Origin of the sequence: Catellatospora aurea, from assembly GCF_042663325.1 — a bacterium.
GTDB lineage: Bacteria > Actinomycetota > Actinomycetes > Mycobacteriales > Micromonosporaceae > Catellatospora > Catellatospora aurea.
On the sequence record NZ_JBHTAC010000013.1, the window covers coordinates 155,182 to 175,163 of the forward strand.

The 19,982-nt window shown below is 71.7% G+C and carries 19 protein-coding genes; 9 read left to right on the forward strand and 10 right to left on the reverse strand.

Annotated elements, in window-relative coordinates; all coding sequences use genetic code 11:
• Window positions 1-101: 101 nt before the first annotated feature.
• Window positions 102-1,355, reverse strand: a complete 1,254-nt coding sequence (locus ACFQO7_RS15605) for an SGNH/GDSL hydrolase family protein (RefSeq protein ID WP_376806999.1) — start codon at window positions 1,353-1,355, stop codon at window positions 102-104.
• 190 nt (window positions 1,356-1,545) lie between these two features.
• Between ACFQO7_RS15605 and ACFQO7_RS15610 the strand changes: the two genes are divergently transcribed.
• Window positions 1,546-2,121 carry a TIGR03086 family metal-binding protein gene (locus ACFQO7_RS15610; RefSeq protein ID WP_376807000.1) on the forward strand — a complete coding sequence of 192 codons (576 nt, stop codon included), beginning with the start codon at window positions 1,546-1,548 and terminating at the stop codon, window positions 2,119-2,121.
• Here ACFQO7_RS15610 and ACFQO7_RS15615 read toward each other — a convergent pair.
• Window positions 2,082-3,686, reverse strand: coding sequence for an MFS transporter (locus ACFQO7_RS15615; RefSeq protein ID WP_376807001.1), 1,605 nt, complete (start codon window positions 3,684-3,686; stop codon window positions 2,082-2,084). The two genes, ACFQO7_RS15610 and ACFQO7_RS15615, sit on opposite strands and share 40 nt — an antisense overlap.
• A gap of 141 nt (window positions 3,687-3,827) precedes the next feature.
• On the opposite strand from ACFQO7_RS15615, the gene ACFQO7_RS15620 reads away from it, so the two are divergent.
• Window positions 3,828-4,802, forward strand: coding sequence for a LysR family transcriptional regulator (locus ACFQO7_RS15620; protein WP_376807002.1), 975 nt, complete (start codon window positions 3,828-3,830; stop codon window positions 4,800-4,802).
• 143 nt (window positions 4,803-4,945) lie between these two features.
• Entirely contained in the window at window positions 4,946-5,473 is a 528-nt protein-coding gene (locus ACFQO7_RS15625) for a hypothetical protein (protein ID WP_376807003.1), read from the forward strand.
• 59 nt (window positions 5,474-5,532) lie between these two features.
• Here the strand turns inward: ACFQO7_RS15625 and ACFQO7_RS15630 are convergent, their stop codons facing one another.
• Window positions 5,533-6,033 (reverse strand): ATP-grasp domain-containing protein, encoded by a 501-nt coding sequence (locus ACFQO7_RS15630; protein WP_376807004.1) that lies wholly within the window; start codon window positions 6,031-6,033, stop codon window positions 5,533-5,535.
• A gap of 76 nt (window positions 6,034-6,109) precedes the next feature.
• Window positions 6,110-6,610, reverse strand: coding sequence for a winged helix-turn-helix transcriptional regulator (locus tag ACFQO7_RS15635; protein WP_376807005.1), 501 nt, complete (start codon window positions 6,608-6,610; stop codon window positions 6,110-6,112).
• Between the two features lie 55 nt (window positions 6,611-6,665).
• Here ACFQO7_RS15635 and ACFQO7_RS15640 point away from each other — a divergent pair, with 55 nt between their 5' ends.
• Complete coding sequence (locus ACFQO7_RS15640) at window positions 6,666-7,193, forward strand: PaaI family thioesterase (protein WP_376807006.1); 528 nt, start codon at window positions 6,666-6,668, stop codon at window positions 7,191-7,193.
• Between the two features lie 255 nt (window positions 7,194-7,448).
• Window positions 7,449-8,447, forward strand: coding sequence for a S1 family peptidase (locus ACFQO7_RS15645; protein ID WP_376807007.1), 999 nt, complete (start codon window positions 7,449-7,451; stop codon window positions 8,445-8,447).
• Between the two features lie 76 nt (window positions 8,448-8,523).
• On the opposite strand, the gene ACFQO7_RS15650 is transcribed toward ACFQO7_RS15645, so the two are convergent.
• Genes ACFQO7_RS15650 through ACFQO7_RS15665 form a run of 4 tightly spaced genes read right to left on the reverse strand, consistent with a single transcriptional unit; the run spans window position 8,524 to window position 12,987 of the window.
• A complete protein-coding gene (locus ACFQO7_RS15650; protein WP_376807008.1) occupies window positions 8,524-9,915 on the reverse strand; it encodes a GH1 family beta-glucosidase in 1,392 nt (463 codons plus the stop codon).
• Window positions 9,912-10,724: a carbohydrate ABC transporter permease gene (locus ACFQO7_RS15655; RefSeq protein ID WP_376807009.1), complete on the reverse strand. Its 813-nt coding sequence runs from the start codon at window positions 10,722-10,724 to the stop codon at window positions 9,912-9,914. The genes ACFQO7_RS15650 and ACFQO7_RS15655 overlap by 4 nt, the downstream gene beginning before the upstream one ends.
• The gene (locus ACFQO7_RS15660; protein WP_376807010.1) at window positions 10,721-11,677 is read right to left on the reverse strand and encodes a carbohydrate ABC transporter permease; all 957 of its coding nucleotides are present in this window, start codon (window positions 11,675-11,677) and stop codon (window positions 10,721-10,723) included. The genes ACFQO7_RS15655 and ACFQO7_RS15660 overlap by 4 nt, the downstream gene beginning before the upstream one ends.
• A gap of 41 nt (window positions 11,678-11,718) precedes the next feature.
• Window positions 11,719-12,987, reverse strand: a complete 1,269-nt coding sequence (locus ACFQO7_RS15665) for an ABC transporter substrate-binding protein (RefSeq protein ID WP_376807011.1) — start codon at window positions 12,985-12,987, stop codon at window positions 11,719-11,721.
• 264 nt (window positions 12,988-13,251) lie between these two features.
• On the opposite strand from ACFQO7_RS15665, the gene ACFQO7_RS15670 reads away from it, so the two are divergent.
• The 4 genes from ACFQO7_RS15670 to ACFQO7_RS15685 all read left to right on the forward strand — a co-directional run bounded on the left by ACFQO7_RS15670 (window position 13,252) and on the right by ACFQO7_RS15685 (window position 17,370).
• Window positions 13,252-14,262: a LacI family DNA-binding transcriptional regulator gene (locus tag ACFQO7_RS15670; protein WP_360528363.1), complete on the forward strand. Its 1,011-nt coding sequence runs from the start codon at window positions 13,252-13,254 to the stop codon at window positions 14,260-14,262.
• 23 nt (window positions 14,263-14,285) lie between these two features.
• Complete coding sequence (locus ACFQO7_RS15675) at window positions 14,286-15,635, forward strand: dihydrolipoyl dehydrogenase family protein (RefSeq protein WP_376807012.1); 1,350 nt, start codon at window positions 14,286-14,288, stop codon at window positions 15,633-15,635.
• 67 nt (window positions 15,636-15,702) lie between these two features.
• Window positions 15,703-16,122: a hypothetical protein gene (locus ACFQO7_RS15680; protein ID WP_376807013.1), complete on the forward strand. Its 420-nt coding sequence runs from the start codon at window positions 15,703-15,705 to the stop codon at window positions 16,120-16,122.
• Between the two features lie 189 nt (window positions 16,123-16,311).
• Window positions 16,312-17,370: an RCC1 domain-containing protein gene (locus ACFQO7_RS15685; RefSeq protein ID WP_376807014.1), complete on the forward strand. Its 1,059-nt coding sequence runs from the start codon at window positions 16,312-16,314 to the stop codon at window positions 17,368-17,370.
• Between the two features lie 90 nt (window positions 17,371-17,460).
• Here ACFQO7_RS15685 and ACFQO7_RS15690 read toward each other — a convergent pair whose 3' ends face one another.
• Both ACFQO7_RS15690 and ACFQO7_RS15695 read right to left on the reverse strand, forming a co-directional pair.
• The gene (locus tag ACFQO7_RS15690; RefSeq protein ID WP_376807015.1) at window positions 17,461-19,227 is read right to left on the reverse strand and encodes an ABC transporter ATP-binding protein; all 1,767 of its coding nucleotides are present in this window, start codon (window positions 19,225-19,227) and stop codon (window positions 17,461-17,463) included.
• Window positions 19,228-19,466: 239 nt separating this feature from the next.
• Window positions 19,467-19,934, reverse strand: coding sequence for a peroxiredoxin (locus ACFQO7_RS15695; protein ID WP_360528350.1), 468 nt, complete (start codon window positions 19,932-19,934; stop codon window positions 19,467-19,469).
• Window positions 19,935-19,982 lie beyond the last annotated feature (48 nt).

Below are 19,982 nucleotides of genomic sequence, written 5' to 3' on the forward strand. Positions count from 1 at the left end.
ACCCCGGTGGTGTCCGATATGCGGGATCGGCACGCACAGCCTCACGCGCCGATCCCGTCATGTCAACAGTTGTCGATGTTCCTACCCGCGAACGCGGCGGCTCACGACAGCAGCCACAGCGGCACGAAGTCGGCCATGGCCTGGTATCCGGCGTCGTTGGGGTGGATGTGGTCGCCGCTGTCCCACTCCGCCCGCAGCTTCGACGGCGCGGCCGGGTCGCGCAGCAGCTGGTCGAAGTCGACCACGCCGGTGAACTCCGCCCGGTGGGTGCGGAGGTACTCGTTGATCGCCAGGCGGCTCTGCTCCTTCTCCGGCGTCCAGGACGAGAAGCCCTCGAACGGCGTGATCGTGGAGATCACCACGTCCACCCCGGCCAGCCGGGCCTGGGCGGCGAGCTGCCGCAGCCCGCCGATGACCTTGTCGGCCGGGTCGGCGTAGATCTGCAGGTCGTTGATGCCCAGTGCGAGCACGACCGTCTGCACGCCGGTCTGGCTGAGCACGTCGCGCTGCAGCCGGGCCAGGCCGTTGACGCCCAGTTCGGCGTACCCGATCTCGGTGCCGTCGTGGCTCACCGCGTTGCCGGCCAGGCCCTGGTTGAGCACGCCGACCTCGGTGTGCGGGGCGTGCCCGGCCAGCAGGCGCGCGGCCAGCCGGTCGGTCCAGCGGGCGTTGCCGTTGATCGTGGACTGGCTGCCGTCGGTGATCGAGTCGCCGAGCACCACCACCGAGCCCGGCGACCTGCGGCTGAGCACGTCGACGCCGGTGAGGAAGAACCACGAGTTGCGGGTGCCGGTCAGGGTCGCGCCGGTGGGCTCGGCGACCGTGTCGCCGCTGCCGTAGTACGTCGCCTGCCGCGAGGTCCAGTGCCAGGTCGCCGGGCCGGTGGCGACGGGCAGGTAGATGCTGACCACCAGGTCGGACAGCTCGGGCACCGGCACCGGCAGCGGGTCGCTGACGACCTGGCCGCCCTTGGGGATGGTGATGCCGGGCGCGCCGTTGAAGGTCAGCTCGGCGACGCTGGCGGGCAGCACGTCGGTGAGCGCCGGGGTGGCCGCGTCGGGCCGGGCCACGGTGGCGTGCCCGATGGTCACCGCGCCGGCGCCGAAGGTGTTGGACAGCCGGATCCGGGCCGCGCTGCCGCCCACCGAGGTGTGCACGATCATGCGGATGGTCTGGTCGGCGAAGCCGGTGCCGGACAGGCCCGCGCCCGCCCCGGTGGGCGCGGCCGACCAGGAGCCGACCCACTCGTCCTTTGCGCCCGCGGTGGCCCCGCCACCGGGCCCGGCCAGGACGCCGAGGGTCGTGGCCAGCAGGGCCGCGGCGAGCAGCGCCCGCCGCGTCGAGGGGTGCTTCACAGGGGAGAACCTCCTTGGGCGGGGCAGCGAGCCACGCACCGTCGTGGGGGGTGTGCGGCACCCAAATTACGAAGAAATGTTTGCACGAGTCAATATCTGCCGACTCAGCTGATTGGACGGTCCGGACAGCTTTACCGCCTGGCGGTGTCAGCGGTGGAGCGCACCGAGCTGCGCCACTATGGTGCGAGATATGGACCTTCGTGACCTCGACCGGCGTGCGCTCGCCGCGGCCGCTGCGGCCGTGAACCGAGTCAAGCGCGCCGATCTCGCCCGGCCCTCGCCGTGCGGCGACTGGACCCTCGGCCAGCTGATCGGGCACATGATCGGCCACAACCGCGGCTTCGCCGCCGCGGCGGCCGGCAAGCCCACCGATCCGGCCGTCTGGGACGACCTGACCCCGCCCGCCGACCCGCGCCGGGCGTTCGCCGACTCCGTCACCCTGGTCACCAAGGCGTTCAGCACGAAAACGCTGCTGGACCGCAAGATCGAGGTGTACGGCTACGGGACCTTCACCGCGCAGACGGTGCTCGGCATGCACTTCGTCGACTTCCTGGTGCACGCCTGGGACGTGGCCAAGTCGACCGGCGCGGACGCCACGCTCGACCCTGACCTGAGCGCGTCGGCCATGAAGATCGCGCTGCGCTGGCCCACCGACCGCCCCAGCAAGGCCTTCGGTGTCATGGTCGAACCGGCCGCGGACGCCTCACCCGGCGACCGGCTCGTCGCCTACCTTGGCCGCTCCCCCGGCTGGCCGGACGGCCACTGAGCCGACGCGGCCCGCAGCTCGGTCAGCGTCGACTCGAGCTCGCGCAGGTTCGCCCGCACCATCGCCGCCCGCCGCTCGGCGTCCCGGCGGCGGGCCAGGTGCACCTCTTCCACCGTCTCGTACACCTCGGGCAGCTCCAGCGCGGCGACGTGCTGGAGCGCCGCGGTGGACGTGACGGCGTACGGCCGTGCCAGCCGCCGCCTGCCCCGGCGTGCGGTGACGGTCCAGCCGCCCCCGGCGTACGCCAGCGTCACCGACACCGGCACGGCGGGCCCGGTGTCCACCAGGCCCATCCGGCGGCCCAGCTCGGACAGGTACTCCTGCCACAGCGGCAGGTCGGGGGCGGCCCTGCCCGGTTTGATGTCGTCGATCTGCCGCCACAGCCGCCACCCGAACACCGGAGTCAGCGTGGCCGTGAAGTACGCCGCGCCCGCCAGCCACAGCCCGCCGGACAGGCCGAGCGTCTCCACCGCCCACGCCCCGACCATGCCGCCCAGCGGGATGCCACCGAACGTGATCGCGCCGGTCAGCCCGAACACCCGGGTCTGCATCGCCCGCGGCACCCGCTCGAACATCAGCAGCCCGTACGTCGGGTTCACCGAGGACATGGCCACCCCGGACACGAACGACACGGCCAGCGCCACCCGCAGGTCGTCGCTGAGCGCCAGCACCAGGAAGCGCGGCGCACCGCCGATGAAGTATCCGATGACGAGGGTCGCGTACCTGGGCAGCCGCGTCACCAGCGCCGCGAACGCCGCCCCGCCCGCGATCGCGCCGAACGCGAAGGCCCCGCCGATCCAGCCCAGCGCCACCGGCGAGCCGAGGTGCTCGCGTACCCACATCGGAATGAACACGACCGCGCTGGCCTGGTTGAACAGGTTCGTCACGAACATCATGCCGACCAGGCTGCGCAGCAGCCGCTCCCGCCGCACGAAGCCGAACCCGGTGCGCAGCCCCTGCCAGTAGGACTCCTGCGCGCCGCGGGCCGGGTGGTTCTGCTCGCGGGTGATGCGCACCAGCGCCACCACCACACCCGCGCAGGCCGCGAAGGTCGCCGCGTCGGCCCAGATCGCGCCGACCGGGCCGAGCCAGGCGATCAGCACCCCGGCCACCGCCGCGCCGATCACCATCGCCATCCGGTTGAGCGCGGAGAACACCGCGGTGACCCGCGCCATCGGCGTGCCCGACGCCTCCACCACCGGCGGCAGCAGCACCCGCTTGGACTTGTCGCCCACCCCACGCAGCGCGCCCAGCGTCGCGACGAGCGCCACCAGCACGGTGAAGTCACCGCCGCCGAACGCGGCTATCGCGCCGACGACCAGCGCGCTGCCCAGGTCGGTGCCGATGGACACCTCGCGCACCCCGAACCGGTCCGCCAGCGGCGTGCCGAAGATCCCGGCCAGGATGTACGGCAGCGCCTCCGCGAACGCCACCACGCCGACCTTCGTCGGGTCGTCGGTCGTCACCAGGACCAGCCAGGGAATGGCCAGAAACGACATACGCGAGCCGACGGTCGACACCAGTTCGGCGCCGAGCAGCCCGATCAGCGCCGCTCTGCGCTGCATCGCCACCTCCTGGACCAGGCCCGGCCGGGCCGTCGTGCGGATCGACCCTACCGACGAAATTCGATCTCCGTCCATATCGGCCGATCGGGTGATCGCGGCCCACACCTTCCCGGGCTGCCGGTACGGCCATAACATCAGCGGGTGAGGTTGGAGCTGCGGCACCTGCGGGTGGTCTGCGCGATAGCCGACGCCGGCAGCGTGACCAAGGCGGCGGCGGTCCTCGGCCTGGCCGCGCCCGCCCTCACCACCCAGTTGCAGCGCATCGAGCAGGCCTTCGGCGGCCGGCTGTTCGAACGCGACCGCCGCGGCGCCCGCCCCACCCCGCTCGGCGAGCTGGTGCTGGCCCGCGCCCGGGTGCTGCTGCCCGCGGTGCAGGGCTTGCAGGACGAGGCGACCCGATTCGCCGGGCTGGCCCGCGACTCCGGCGGCGACGGGCTGCCCGGCTACCGCTTCGGCGCGGTGAACGGCCCGCTCATCGGCGGCGTGGTGCACCGGCTGGCCGCCGCGCAGCCCAGCGCGCTGCTGAGCACGTACCCGTCGTGGTCGTCGGCGGAGCTGGCGGCGATGCTCGCCGACGCCCGGCTCGACTTCGCGTTCATCGGGGCCTGCGGCGAGACCACCCCGCCCGACGACGGCCGCCTGGTCTGGCACACCGTGGCCGTCGCACCGGTCTTCGTGCTGCTGCCCGCCTCCCACCCGTACGCCGACGCCGACGAGATCGAACTCGCCGACCTGGCCGGCTCCCGCTGGGCGGCCACCCCCGGCGACGGCTGCTTCGCCGACTGCTTCGCCGCCGCCTGCGCCCGCGCCGGCTTCACCCCCAGCCCGATCCACGAGAGCGATCTCGGCGGCTGCTCCGACCTGGTCCGCGGCGGCAGCGTCGTGGCCCTGTGCCAGCCCACCTTCCGCGAGATCGCCGGCGTACGCGCCGTCCCCCTGGCCGGCACCCCCCTACGCTGGCGCCACCTCCTCGGCTGGCACCCCGACTCCCCCGCCGCCCGCGTGGCCCCCCGCCTCATCCACTACGCCGAAGAGTCCTACACCGACGCCATCCACCAGTCCCCCACGTACACCCGCTGGCTGACCCACCACCCCCACCCCACCCCGTCGCGTTGATCATGAACTTGTGGCCGTGTTCGACGGCGTGTCGCCGCCATAACCTCATGATCACCTAGCGAGGGTCCGGACACGTAGCCCGGGGGTGGGATCGGATGCGGTGGTGATCCCACGAACGCCGTTAGCCTGGCTAAGCTCAGACGGTGATCAGATTCCGTGCGCCGGTGACGGCGGTGCTCGCGGTGGTGACCATGTTCAGTCTGCAGGGCTGCATCGGGGTCGGCGACTCGTGGACCCGCGACCAGGCCGCACCCGATGTCGCCACCTCACCAGCCGCCGCGCGGCCCACCGGGAGCCCGGCCGCCGCCACGGCGTCCGCCGGCGCCACCATCAGCCGCGTCGAGTCCAATGTGGCCGCCGTCGGCAACCCGACCTGCGGCGGTGCCCTGCCCCAGACCGTCGCGGTGACCGCCGAGATCGCCGATGGCGGCACACCGGTGACCGCCAAGGCGCGGTACGCCATGACCGGCGGCAACTACACCGGCGAGGTCACGCTGACCCGCGACGCCACCATGGCCCGGTACACCGCGACCCTGCCCAAGCTGGAGAACAAGCACTTCACCGGCGCGGCGACCAACATCTTCGTCACCGTGACCATCCAGGGCGCCACCGCCCAGCAGGGCTTCACCTCCATCACCGTCACCCCCTGCGGTGGCAGCACCCGCGCCTGACCGGGCACCGCACCGCCGACCAGGCCCGGCGCGGCGCGGTGCCGGACGACCGGCGCGAATCAGCGCGACACCGCCGGCAGGTGGCGCAGGAACCGCCGGTCCTCCGGCGCGATCCCGGCCACCGGGCGGCTCGCCGCGAGCACCACGTCGAGCGCCCCGTCCGGGTCGGCCGCGTAGTGCCCGCTCGCCCAGGCCGCGTTCGCCTCGATCACCGCCCATTCCGGACCCCCGGCCCCCGCGCCGGCGAGCAGCCCGACGTCGACCACCACCGCACTCGGCAACTCGGGCATCCCCGCGGCGAACAGCGTCGACGCGAAGGCCGCCGCCTCCGCGCACCGCGGGTCCGCCACGGACGCGGCGAGATCCAGTTCCCCGTCCACGGCGTACCTGCTCGCCGCGAGCACCCGGCCCGCCGCCACGAACAGCCGAAACTCGACCTCGAACCGCACCACGTCACTGACCAGCACCGGGGCGTCGTCCAGGCCGCGCCGGCGCGCGGCGTCGGCGAAGGCCAGCCCGGTCTCCGTCACTCGCGGCGGCAGGATCAGCACTCGTTCCACGCCGCGCCATGCTGCCAGCCGACGCGGCGCGGGGCCAGCCCGTTTCCAGGTCGCCGCGGTCCGCCGCCGGGCAGGGTCAGGCCGCTTCCGCGGCGGTGGGCGTACGCCCCCGCCGGATCGCCCCCGCCCCCGGCCGGGTCACCACCTCCCGGGGCGAGCCCACCTCGTGCCCGTCGGCGCAGGCCAGCGACACGTGCACGGCCGACCCGCAGTCCCGGTGCACCATGTCCACCGGCGGTCCCGCCGGATCGGCGAGATACCGGTCGCCCCACTCCCGTACGGCGACCAGCACCGGATACAGGTCGAAGCCCTTCTCCGTCAGCCGGTACTCGTGGCGCTCGCGCTCGCCGGGCTCCCGGTATGGCACTCGGCGCAGCACACCCTGCTCGACCAGCATGTTGAGCCGGTTGGTCAGCACCTGCCGGGGCATGCCGCTGTGCTCGCGCATGTCCTCGAACCGGCGGATGCCGTTGAAGACCTCCCGCAGCACCACCAGCGTCCACCGCTCGCCGAGCACGGCCATGGCCCGAGCGACGGTGCAGTTCTCGGCCGACCAGTCGAGTGCGGTAGGTCTCACCCCACCAGGCTAAGTCTCGTTGACAGACTCAGCAACCGCCTGCCAGGCTGAGTCCATGACCCAGACCCAGACCCAGCCGACCGCGACCCTGGCGACCCCGGAGCGCACGCGCACCTTCTCCTGGTCCGACCCGCGCCGCAACGCCGCCGAGCTGGGCCGTTCCAGCGGCCTGGAACTGCTGCAGGCGATGTCGCGCGGCGAGCTTCCCGCGCCGCCGGTGATGCACCTGCTCGGCATGGAGGGCCTGGAGGCCGAGGAGGGCCGCGTCGTGGTCACCATGCGCGCCCAGGAGTTCCACTACAACCCGCTCGGCGGCGTGCACGGCGGCATCCTGGCCACCCTGCTCGACACCGCCGCCGCCTGCGCCGTGCACAGCACGCTGCCCGCCGGCGTCGGCTACACCTCCCTGGACCTGACCACCAAGTTCCTGCGCCCCGTCAGCGTCGACTCCGGCCTGCTCCGCTGCGAGGGCACCGTCATCTCCCGCGGCCGCCGCACCGCCCTGGCCCAGTCCCAGCTCACCGACGACCGAGGCCGCCTCCTCGCCCACGCCACCTCCACCTGCCTCATCTTCGACGCCTAAGGGCAAAGGAAGGGCACCTTCACATCGCCATAGGTGGCGGAAGGGCGCCTCCTTGCCGCAGCCCGAGCGCTCACCTGCGGCGACGGCTCAGCGCAGTGACCCCGTATCCGCCGCTCGTGACACCGACCGTGTCGCGGGCGGCGTGACGGCGTACCCCCCGAAGGTCCGTTGAGGCGCACCCCATCGGCTTGGAACCATGTCCATCAATCGATGCGTGATCCGTCCCACCGGGCGGAGCTCATCAGGGGAGGACATGTGAAGGCCACCAGAATCGCCCTGGCGATCGCGACCGCCGCCACCGTGGCAGCCGGCCTCGTCGGGATCACCGCACCCGCTCAGGCGGCACCGTCCCACGTGGACGGGCTTGCTCTCGCCGCCTCGCTGGGCGACGACCGCAGCGCCGGCAGCTACGTCGACGCCGCCGGGCGCACCATCGTCAACGTCACCGACGCCGCGGCCGCCGACGCGGTACGCGCCACAGGCGCGCAGGCGCGCCTCGTCACCCGCAGTACCCGGCAGCTCGACCGGCTCATGGCGGCGCTGGACCGCGGCCTGGTCGGCACCGCCTGGTCCGTCGATCCGGTGACCAACCAGATCGTCGTGGACGTCGACAGCACCGTCACCGGCGTGCGCTACACCGGCCTCGCGCAGGCGGTCGCCCGTTCCGGCGGCGCGGCCCGGCTGCAGGCGGTCGCCGGGCGGCTCACCCCGACCATCGGGGCGGGCGACGCGATCTACGGCGGCGGGTACCGCTGCTCGCTCGGCTTCAACGTGCGCAACGGCAGCACGTACTACTTCCTGACCGCCGGACACTGCACCGACCTGGCCACCGAGTGGTTCTCCAACTCGACCCACACCACCAAGCTCGGCGACCGCACCGGCACCAGCTTCCCCGGCAACGACTACGGCATCGTGCGGTACACCAACACGTCCATCACCAAGACCGGTGGCTTCAGCTCCGCCGCCAACCCGGTGGTCGGCCAGTCGGCGACCCGCCGCGGCAGCACCACTGGCACCCGCTCGGGCACGGTGACCGGCCTGAACGCGACCGTGCACTATGCCGAGGGCACCGTCAAAGGCATGATCCGCACCGACATCTGCGCCGAGGGCGGCGACAGCGGCGGCCCGCTCTACTCCGGCAACACGGCGCTCGGCCTCACCTCCGGCGGCTCGGGCAACTGCCGGACCGGCGGCATCACCTACTTCCAGCCGGTGATGGAGGCGCTGGGCAAGTACAACGTCTCCGTCTACTGACGGCCGAACGCGGCGATCCCGCGCGGGCCGGCCGACACGTCGTCGTCCGCTCCCCGTGCGGGATCGCCGCCGCTCGTCAGAGTGTGTTGGCCCGGGTCACGTCGCGGTACCAGAGCGCCGAGTCCTTCGGGTAGCGCCGCTGGGTCTCGTAGTCGACGTAGACGAGGCCGAAGCGCTTGTCGTAGCCGAAGGCCCACTCGAAGTTGTCCAGCAGCGACCACGCCAGGTAGCCGCGCACGTCCGCGCCGCCGGACAGGGCCGTGTGCACGGCTCGCAGGTGGCCGTCGAGGTACGCGATGCGCTCCGGGTCGGCCACCCGGTCCCCGGCCCGCGCGTCGGCGTACGCCGCGCCGTTCTCGGTCACCATCAGCGGCGTGCCCGGATACTCCTTGGACAACCGCAGCAGCAGGTCGGACAGGCCGCTCGGGTCGACCGTCCAGCCCATGTCGGTGACCGGGCCGGGCTGCGGCAGGAACGCCACCCCCTCACTGCCCGGGTACATCGGGTGCGCCGCCGCGCCGACCTGGGCCCGTACCAGGGCAGGCTGGTAGTAGTTGATGCCCAGCAGGTCGATCGGCGCGCCGATGACGGCGAGGTCCCCGTCGGCGATCGCGTCCGCCGCGCCGAACCGCTCGAACAGCCCCAGCATGTCCAGCGGGTACCGGCCGCGCAGCACCGGGTCCAGGAAGATCCGGTTGAGCACCCCGTCGACGCGCCAGGCCGCCGCCACGTCGTGCGGGTCGCCCGGGTCGTCGGGGCTGACCCGGGCCAGGTTCACGGTGAGCGACAGCTCGCGTACGCCCGCCGCGCGCAGCGCCTGCCCGGCCAGCCCGTGCCCGAGCAGCAGGTGGTGCGCGGCCCGGAAGGCCTGCCGGTTGTCGGTGTGCCCCGGCGCGTGGTCGCCGCTGGCGTAACCGAGGAACGCCGAGACCCACGGCTCGTTCAGCGTGGTCCAGGTGCCGACCCGGTCCGCGAGCCGGGACGCGGTCACCGCGGCGTACTCGGCGAAGTACGCCGCGGTGTCCCGGTCCCCCCAGCCGCCCCGCCCGTGGGACTGCAGCGCCAGCGGCAGGTCCCAGTGGTAGAGCGTCACCATCGGCTCGATCCCGTGCGCCAGCAGCTCGTCCACCAGCCGGTCGTAGAAGTCCAGCCCGCGCACGTTGACCGGCCCGGTCCCGTCCGGCTTGACCCGCGGCCACGCGATCGAGAACCGGTACGTGCCGATGCCCAGCTCGGCCATCAGCGCGACGTCCTCGCGGTAGCGCCGGTAGTGGTCGCACGCGACGTCCCCGGTGTGCCCGGCGAACACCCGGCCGTCCCGGCGGGCGAAGCTGTCCCAGATGGACGGTCCGCGCCCGTCCTCGGCCGCGGCCCCTTCGATCTGGTACGCCGCCGTCGCGGCCCCCCACCGGAAGCCCTCCGGAAACCGGAGCGCCGCCGCCGATGCCTGCACCTGCACTGTGCTCATCCCTTCACCGCGCCCTGCATGATGCCGCCGATCAGCTGCTTGCCGAGCAGGCCGAACACGAGCAGCAGCGGCAGCGTGGCCAGCATCGTGCCGGTCAACGCCAGCGAGTAGTCCTGCACGTAGCCGGCCCGCAGCTGGGACAGCGCGACCTGGACCGTCTGGTTCTCCGGCGAGGCCAGCACGACCAGCGGCCAGAGGTAGTCGTTCCAGACGTTGAGGAAGGTCAGCATGCCGAGCACGGCCGCGGCGGGCCGGGCGACGGGCAGCACCACGTGCCAGAACAGCCGGTGCGTGGCCGCGCCGTCGATGCGCCCGGCCTCCAGCAGCTCGGTCGGCAGCGCCTCGGACAGGTACTGCGTCATGAAGAACACGCCGAACGCGTTGACCAGGGCGGGCACCGTCACCGCGAGCAGCGTGTCGTGCCACTCCAGCTTGGTGACCAGCATGAACAGCGGGATGATGCCCAGCTGCATCGGCACCATCATGGTGCCGACCACGGTGAGCAGCAGCGCGGTGCGCCCCTTGAACTTCAGCTTCGCGAACGCGAACCCGGCCAGCGTCGAGAACAGCACCACCGACGCGGTGTTGACGCCCGACACGATGACCGAGTTGAGCAGCGCCTGGTCGAACGGCACGGTCTCGAAGACCCGCTTGATGTTCTCGACCAGGTTCGCGCCCGGCAGCACCGGCGGCGGCACCTGCGACAGCGCCGAGTTGTCCTGGCTGGCCACGACGACGCTGAAGTACAGCGGGAACGCGGTCAGCATCAGGACCCCGGTCAGCGTCAGGTAGACGAGTCTGCGTGTCATCGGGAGCTCCGGATCCGGCGCGTGATCAGGTAGTTGACGGCGGCGGCGAGCACGATCAGCCCGAACATCACCCAGGCGGTGGCCGAGGCGTAGCCGAACTCGAAGCCGCGGTTGAAGCCGTGCTCGTACATGTAGAGGGTCAGGGTCTGGAACTGCCGGTCGGGGCCGCCGATGATGCCGTTGGGCCCGCCCCCGGCGAACAGCTGCGGCTCGGCGAAGACCTGCAGGCCGTAGATGGTCGACACGATGACCACGAAGATGATGGTGGGCCGGATCGACGGGATGGTGATCTTCCGGAGCTGCTGGCCGGCGGTGGCCCCGTCGAGCGTGGCCGACTCGTACAGCTCCTTGGGCACGGCCTGCATCGCGGCCAGGAAGATCAGCGCGTTGTAGCCGGTCCACCGCCACGTGATCATCGCGGCGATGGCCACGTGCGAGGAGGCGACACCCGCCTGCCAGTCGATGCGCCCGAGGCCGAAGCTCTCCAGCAGCCAGTTGATCAGGCCGAAGTCGCGGCCGAACAGCTGGCTGAAGATGACCACGACCGCGACCACGCTGGTGACGTTCGGCAGCAGCATGCCCAGCCGCCACAGCGTCTTGGCCCGCAGCGGCCGGTTCACCAGGTGCGCCAGGATCAGCGCGAGGATCAGCTGCGGGATGGTGGACAGGGCCAGGATGGACAGGGTGTTGCGCAGGGCGTTCCAGAAGTACGGGTCGGCCAGCAGTTCCGAGTAGTTGCCCAGGCCCACGAACGAGTGCTCGTCGGACAGCAGGCTCCAGTCGTGCAGCGACACCCAGGCGGTGTAGCCGAGCGGGAACAGGCCGAAGACCGCGAAGAGGATGAAGAACGGCGAGATGTAGACGTACGGGGACAGCTGCGTGTCCGCCTTGTAGAGCCAGGTGCGCACGGAGCGCTCCCCTTCCCTGAAAGGGCCCGGTGACCGGGCGGGCATCGGTGTGCGCCGCCCGGCCCCCGGAAATCGGTGGAAACGCGTCAGCCCAGCTTGGCCACGTCGGACAGGACCTGCTTCCAGGCGTCGTCGGCGGACTGCTTGCCCTGCTCGATGCGGCCCAGCCCGGCGCCGATCGTGTTGAACACGTCGCCCTGCTTCGGGCCCTGGTGCTGCGGCTGCACCGCCTGCGCCGAGGCCGTGAAGATCTTGCCGAGCGGCGCGTTGTTGAAGAAGGGCTTGCTGAACCCGGTCAGGTCCGGGTCGGTGTACAGCGACGGGGTCGACGGGAAGTTGCCGGTCGCCTTGAAGATCTTCTTCTGCTGCTCGGGCGCCGTCAGCCACTTGATCAGGTCGTACGCCGCCTGCGCGTTCTTGCCCTGCTTGGGCAGCGCCAGGTGCGAGCCGCCCATGCTGCCCGCCCCGCCCGGGACCGCCGCGATGTCCCACTTGCCGGCCGCGTCCTTGGCGTTGGTCTCGATGTACGCCGTCATCCACGCCGGGCACACGATGGTGGCGAAGGTCCCCTTGCCGAACGCCGCGCTCCACTCCGGCGTCCAGGCCGCGAGCTTCGCGGACTGGTCCGAGGCGATCGCGTCCACGGTCAGGTCCCAGGCCTTCTTGACGGAGGAGTTGCTGTCCACGATGAGCTTGTCGGCGTCGTCGTACACGCCGGTCGGGGCCTGCTCGACCATGGCCCGGAACATGTTGCCCGAGGCCTCCATGAAGTACGACTTCGGCGCGGCGGCCTTGTACTTCTTGCCGGTGGCGACGTACTCCTCCCAGGTCGGCCACAGCTTGGACACGGCCTCACGCTCGGTCGGCAGGCCCGCCGCCTTGAACAGGTCGGTGCGGTAGCACATGGCCATGCCGCCCACGTCGGTGCCGAGGCCGATCAGCGTCTTCTTGTCGGTCGACAGGCCCTGCTGCCACTTCCACGGCAGCCACTGGCTCTCCAGCGATCCCGCGCCCAGGTCGAGCAGGTTGTGGAAGCGGTTCGGGGTGGCGGTGAAGCTGGACAGGTAGCCGATCTCGACGGCCTCGATGTCGGCCGCGCCGCTGCCGGTGGCCAGGTGCGAGATCAGGCTCTGGTGGTGCGCGGCGTAGTCGGAGATCCGCTCCTTGATCGTGATGTTCGGGTGTGCCTTGGAGTACTCCTCGTACAGCGGCTTGAAGCCGAAGTCGCCGAAGAGTGCGACGTTCAAAGTGATCTTCTCGTTGCCGCTGGGCTGCTCGTCGGAACCGCACGCGGCGGTCGCCAGCAGTCCGGTCACCATGATCGGGACCAGCAGGCGGCGCAGGGAGGCACGCATGACGACCCTCCTTTGGGGGTGTCAGTAGGAACCCGGCCGCTCATCAGGGCAATTCGCGGCCGGGTTGAGAGAGCGCTCTCACAGCAGAGAATGGAGTCGGACTTAGGCCCTGTCAAGGGTTGATTACCTTCTCGTTACCGAGCTGTGCAATCGCTCTCTCCCTGAAAGCGCTCTCACGTGCGGCTTCGTGCCGTAACGGGGAGGAGGTAAGGTCACCTTCGTCGGACCCGCCCGGGGCGGGTCGCACAGGAACAGGGAGCACGCATGAGCCAGGCACATGAGCGGCCTACGTTGGAGGCCGTGGCGCGTCTGGCCGGGGTGTCCCGGGCGACCGTGTCGCGGGTGGTCAACGGCTCGCCCAAGGTCGCCGAACCGATCCGCAGCGCGGTGCGGCGGGCCGTCGAGGAGCTGGGTTACATCCCCAACGCGGCCGCCCGGAGTTTGGTCACCCAGCGCACCGACTCGATCGCCCTGGTCCTGCCGGAGAGCGCCAGCCGCGTCTTCTCCGACGACCCGTTCTTCCCGAGCATCATCCACGGCGTCAGCCAGGAGCTCGACGCGGCCGACAAGCAGCTCGTGCTGATGATGACCAACACCGTCGGCGGATACGAGCGGGTCGAGCGCTACACCACCGCGCGACACGTGGACGGAGTGCTGTTCGCCTCTACTCACGGCGTGGACCCGCTGCCCGGACAGCTGCACCGGCTCGGCATGCCGGTCGTCGTCAGCGGCCGCCCCCTGGGCCGCTCGGCGGTCCCGTACGTCGACGTGGACCACATCGGCGGCGTACGGGCAGCCGTGCGCCACCTGCTCGACTCGGGCCGGTCCCGCATCGCCACCATCGCCGGGCCGCAGGACATGGTCGCCGGCATCGACCGGCTCGCCGGCTACCGGGCCGAGTTGCGCGGCTCCGACCGGCGCTCGATCGTGGCCGTCGGCGACTTCACCCGCGAGTCCGGCGCGACCGCGATGCGCCAGCTGCTGGAGGACGACCCGCAGCTCGACGCGGTCTTCGTGGCCTCCGACCTGATGGCGCACGGGGCCATCACCACGCTGCGCGAGCTGGGCCGGCGCATCCCCGAGGACGTCGCCGTGGTCGGCTTCGACGACTTCGACATCTCCCGGTACACCGACCCGCCGCTGACCACGGTCCGCCAGCCGATCCTGGAACTGGGCCGGGAGCTGGCCCGCCAGCTGCTGCGGGTCATCGCGGGCGAGGAGGTCCCGCCGGCCGTGGTCCTGCCGACCGAACTCGTGGTACGCGCATCAGCCTGACAGGATTCGGATATACAGGACTCATGGCTGAAGAAGTGGACGTCATCGTCCTCGGCATGGGCGTCGGCGGCGAGGAGGTCGGCGGCAAGCTGGCCATGGCCGGGCTGAGCGTGCTCGGCATCGAGAACCGGCTCGTCGGCGGCGAGTGCCCGTACTGGGGCTGCATCCCCAGCAAGATGATGATCCGGGCTTCCGGCCTGCTCGCGGAGGGCCGCCGGATCAACGGCATGGCGGGCTCCGCGGAGGTCTTCCCCGACTGGGCCCCGGTCGCCAAGCGCATCCGGGAGGAGGCCACCGACTTCTGGGACGACAAGGTCGCCGTCGACCGGTTCACCGGGCGCGGCGGCCGCTTCCTGCGCGGCACCGGCAGGTTGGCCGGGCCGAAGCGGGTCGAGGTCGACGGGCAGGTCTACACCGCGCGCAAGGGCGTCGTCGTCGGCACCGGCACCAAGGCCGCGATCCCGCCGATCCCGGGGCTGGCCGAGACCTCGTTCTGGACCAACAAGGAGGCCATCGAGGTCGAGGAGCTGCCGACGTCGCTGACCGTGCTCGGCGGCGGCGCGATCGGCCTCGAACTGGCCCAGATGTTCCAGCGCTTCGGGGTCCGGGTCACCGTCATCGAGGCCATGGACCGGCTGATGGCGTACGAGGAGCCCGAGTCGTCGGAGCTGATCACCGAGGTGCTCCAGCGCGACGGCGTCGCCGTACACACCGGCTGCCGGGCGATACGAGTCGACGGCAACACCGTGCACCTGGCCGACGGCCGGGAGTTCGCCTCGGAGAAGCTGCTCGTCGCCACCGGGCGCACCGCCGACCTGCACAAGCTCGGCCTGGACACGGTCGGCCTGGACCCGGCCGCGAAGGAGATCGCCGTGGACGGGCACATGCGGGCCGCCGACGGGCTGTGGGCCGTCGGCGACTGCACCGGCCACGGCGCGTTCACGCACATGGCGATGTACCAGGCGGCCATCGCGATCCGCGACATCCTCGGCCAGGAGGGGCCGCCCGCCGACTACCGGGCGCACCCCCGGGTCACCTTCACCGACCCCGAGATCGGCTCGGTCGGGCTGACCGAGGAGGCGGCCCGCCACCAGGGCATCCACGTGCAGACCGCGTACACGAAACTGCCCGAGTCCACCCGCGGCTGGATCCACAAGGCCGGCAACGACGGGTTCATCAAGCTCGTCGCCGACCGCGACCGGGACGTGCTGGTCGGCGCGACCTCGGCCGGGCCGACCGGCGGCGAGGTGCTCAGCGCGCTGGCCGTCGCCGTGCACGCCCAGGTCCCGGTGCACGTCCTGCAGCACATGATCTACGCGTACCCGACCTTCCACCGCGCCATCGAGGCGGCCGTACAGCAACTGGAGGTGTAGGGCACACTGCGGGCATGAGCGAGCGGCAGCGAGCCAGTCGTGGGATCGGCGGCCAAGCATGCGGCGGGTGATCGTCCGGCTCGGGCTGGCCGGCATGGCGGTGGTGCACCTGTGGTGGGGGCTGTGGGCGTATGCCGCCCCGCGCCACTTCTTCGCCACGTTCCCCGGGTTCGGACACCACTGGACGGCCGCGTACCCGCCGTTCAACGAGCACCTCACCGCGGACCTCGGCGCGACCTTCCTGACCCTGGCCGTCCTGCTGGCAGTGCCCGCGGTGCGCTACCGCCGCACGACGGCCCGGCTGGCACTGACCGGCTCGATGTCGTTCAACGCCCTGCACCTCGGTTACCACACCTTCCATCACGGCACGCTCGCCGGGCTCGACCTCACGGCGAGCCTGTTCACTCTGGTCGCGGGCCTGTGCGTGCCGGTAGCCCTGTTCCTGCTAGCCCCGGCTGAACGGCGCACGGCCGAAACGCCCGCCTGACCGGGTCCAGCGACGGCGGGCCTGCGCTCCTGCGCGCACGCATCGTCCGCCGAACGCAGAACCTCGCGGGGCACCGCGTGTCCGCTCCGGGACGACCTCTCCGACCTGGTACACCGTGCACGGCCAGGACCAGTGGTTTCGCCACGCCTGACCATCCAGGTCCGACAGTCCGCAGACACGGGGGAACACATGACCGACCGACACCTCACTCGGCGCCGACTCGGCGCCGCCGCACTCGGCGCGCTGCTCACGCTACCCGCTGTGGGATCGGCCTGGGCCGGTCCCGAACCCGCCCGGCACCTGGTCGAGGCCGTGGTCGAGACGCCGTACGCCGACGCCTGGGGTGCCAACGGCGTCGGGCAGCTCGGCGACGCCACCGACGACGACCGGGTCACCCCGATCGCGGTCGCCGGCAACGCGGGCATGAAGGCCGTGGCCGCCGGATTCCAGCACAGCCTCGCCCTGCTCATCAACGGCACCGTGCGCGGCTGGGGGCAGAACAACCGGGGCCAGGTGGGCGACGGCACCCAGGACATCCGGTTCACGCCCGGCACCGTGGTCGGCCTCAGCGACGTGAAGGCCGTCGCCGCGGGCTCGTTCCACAGTGTCGCGCTACGCGCCGACGGCACCGTCTGGACCTGGGGCGACAACACCCGCGGCCAGCTCGGCGACGGCGTGGCCACGGGGTTCAGCAGCGTCCCCGTCCAGGTGCTGCGGGCGGCGGCCAAGCCGCTGACCGGGGTCAAGGCCGTCGCGGCGGGCGCGGACCACACCCTGGCCCTGCTCGGCGACGGCAGCGTGGTCGCCTGGGGCGCGAACGGCTCCGGGCAGCTCGGCAACGGCGTGACCGGCGGTATCAGCCGCACTCCTGTCGCGGTGTCCCGGCTGGCCAAGGTCACCGCGGTCGCCGCGGGCGGCGCACACAGCATGGCGCTGCTGTCCGACGGCACGGTGCGCACGTGGGGCTCGAACGGCTCCGGCGAACTGGGCAACGGCAGCAACGTCGCCGAGAGCAACCTGCCCGTCGCCGTGGCCGGGCTGTCCGGGGTGCGCGGCATCGCCGCCGGGGAGAGCCACGACCTGGCCCTGGTGAAGAAGGGCACGGTGAAGTCCTGGGGCGACAACAACCGCGGCCAGCTCGGCCTCGGCACCAACCTGCCGCAGAGCAACCTGCCGGTGGACGTGGTGGACCTGACCGGCGTACGCCAGGTTGCCGCAGGCGCCTTCCACACCCTCGCCGCCGGCTGAGCCCTGCCACCAGCGCCGACCCGCGCAGCATGATGGGAAGGGCACCTTCTACAACGCGGAGCGTTGTAGAAGGTGCCCTTCCTCCGCTTTTCAGGCGAGCTGGGTGGACTGGAGGCGGGCGTACGAGCCGCGGCGGGAGAGCAGCTCGTCGTGCGGGCCGATCTCCTCGACGCGGCCGTCGCGCATGACGATGATGCGGTCGGCGTTGCGGATGGTGGACAGGCGGTGCGCCACGACGAAGACGGTGCGGCCCGCCACCAGCCGCTCCATCGCCTGCTGGATCAGCGCCTCGGAGTGGGTGTCCAGGGCGGAGGTCGCCTCGTCGAGGATCAGCACCCGCGGGTCGCGGATCAGGGCGCGCGCGATGGCCAGGCGCTGGCGCTGGCCGCCGGACAGGCGCGCGCCGCGCTCACCGACCACCGTGTCCAGCCCGTCGGTGAGCTGGTCGACGAAGTCCAGCGCGTTCGCGTCGGCCAGCGCCTGGCGCACCCGCTCCAGGGGCACGTCGGCCATGCCGTACGTGACGTTGTCGAAGATGCTGCCCTCGAACAGGATCGGCTCCTGCGGCACCACCGAGACGAAGCGCCGGTAGGTGCGCAGGTCCAGGGTCTCCATGTCGCGGCCGTCGAGCAGGAGGCGGCCGGAGGTCGGCCGGAGGAAGCCGATGACCAGGTTCAGGATGGTGGACTTGCCCGCGCCCGACGGGCCGACCAGCGCGATGCGCTCGCCCGCCGCGACATCGAGGTCGAAGTCGCGGACGGCGCTGCCGGCTGCCCCGTCGTACGCGAAACCCACGCCCTCGAAGCGCACCGCGCCGCGCACCTCGTCGACCCGCAGCTTGCCCGCGTTGACCTCCAGGTCGGGGGCCTGCAGCAGCTCGCCCGCCGAGCGCACCGACTCCAGCCCCTTGACGAAGATCGGGCCGAGGCTCATCAGCGTCATCACCGAGCCGGTCAGCGTGGAGAAGTACGCGCTGAGCATCACCACGTCGCCCTCGGTGATCGGGGCCCAGCCGTAGTACGCGACCAGCGCCGAGCCGGCCAGGCAGGCCACGCTCAGCACCTGCATCTGGGTCCAGGCCAGCGCGCCGAAGCGGCCGTTGAGCAGGTCCAGGCGCAGACCCGCGCGCAGTACGCGGTCCAGCGAGCCGTCGACCCGGCGCAGCGCGTCGCGCTCCAGGCCGTGCGCGCGGGTGATCGGGATCAGCGTGGTCATCTCGGCGACCCGCGACGACAGCCGCTCGACCTCGCGCCGGAACGACTCGTTGTCGGTGCGCATCCGGTTGCGCAGCTTCATCACCAGGAACGCCGCGCAGGGCACCAGCACCAGGAAGACCGGCAGGAACAGCGGGGCGCGCAGCGCGATGACGACGGTGCCGCCGAGCAGCATCATCAGCGCGCCCACGCCGACGTCGCCGGCCTGCTGCACCATCTGCTCGATCGCCTCGACGTCGCGGATCACCTTCGACTGCAGCACGGCCGCGCTGGAGCGGGAGTGGTAGCCGATGGACAGCTCCTGCATGCGGCGGCACAGGGCCGAACGCAGCCGGGTGCCCATGCGGCGGACGGAGCCGCTGTGGTTGCGGACGAACAGCACGTGGAACGGGTAGTTGAGGCTCAGGCAGGCGAGCATCAGGCCCGCGTTCCACCACAGCCGCTCGACGGGTTCGTGGCGCACCACGACGTCGATCACATTGGCGGTGACCAGGGGCAGCAGCCAGGTCGGGCTGTGCTTGACGGCGAACGCCAGCACGCCGAGCAGCAGCCGCCAGCGGTCCTCGCGCAGCAGGTAGGCGACGGTGCGTACCGGGTGTTCGCCGTGGTAGCGGTGGTCAAGGGGGTGCTGGGCCAGCGCCATGTTCGTTACCTGCCTCGCCGGGCGGCCCGCGCGCTTCGGGGGGTCCTCGGGTGCGGCGAGCAGCCCTTCGCCTTCGAAGTCCGGGCACGAGCCTAGGCGACGGCGACCGGTGCGGCCAGGGCGGCCTGCGTCACGCCGTCGCGGTGGCGCCGCTCCCGCCCTGCTCGGGCACCATCGGGCGTTAAGAAGGCACCTTCTGCAACGCGGAGCGTTAAGAAGGTGCCCTTCCTTGCCCTCGGTCAGGCGAGGGACTGGACGACTTCCAGGGCGCTGGTGACGTGTTTGCCGATGTTGGCCTGTGAGGAGAAGACGTTGCGGACCACGCCCTCGCGGTCGATGACGTAGGTGACCCGGCCGGGCAGCAGGCCGAAGGTGGCCGGGACGTCGTACGCCTTGCGGACCTCGCCGCCCGCGTCGGCCAGCAGCAGGAACGGCAGCTTGTAGCGCTGGGCGAAGCCGTCGTGCGACTCGACGGAGTCGGAGCTGACGCCGATGACCTGCGCGCCCGCCTCGGTGAAGACCTCGTAGCTGTCCCGGAAGGAGCAGGCCTCCGCGGTGCAGCCGGACGTGTTGTCCTTGGGGTAGAAGTACAGGACGACGGTCTGCTTGCCCCGGAAGTCGCTGAGCCGCACCGTCTCACCGCCCTGCGAGGGCAGCTCGAAGTCGGGGGCCACCTCGCCCACCTGCGGACCACGTGCCTTCGCCATGCCTGCCTCCACTGTCACCGGAACATCCACCGTAGGACCCGAATCGTA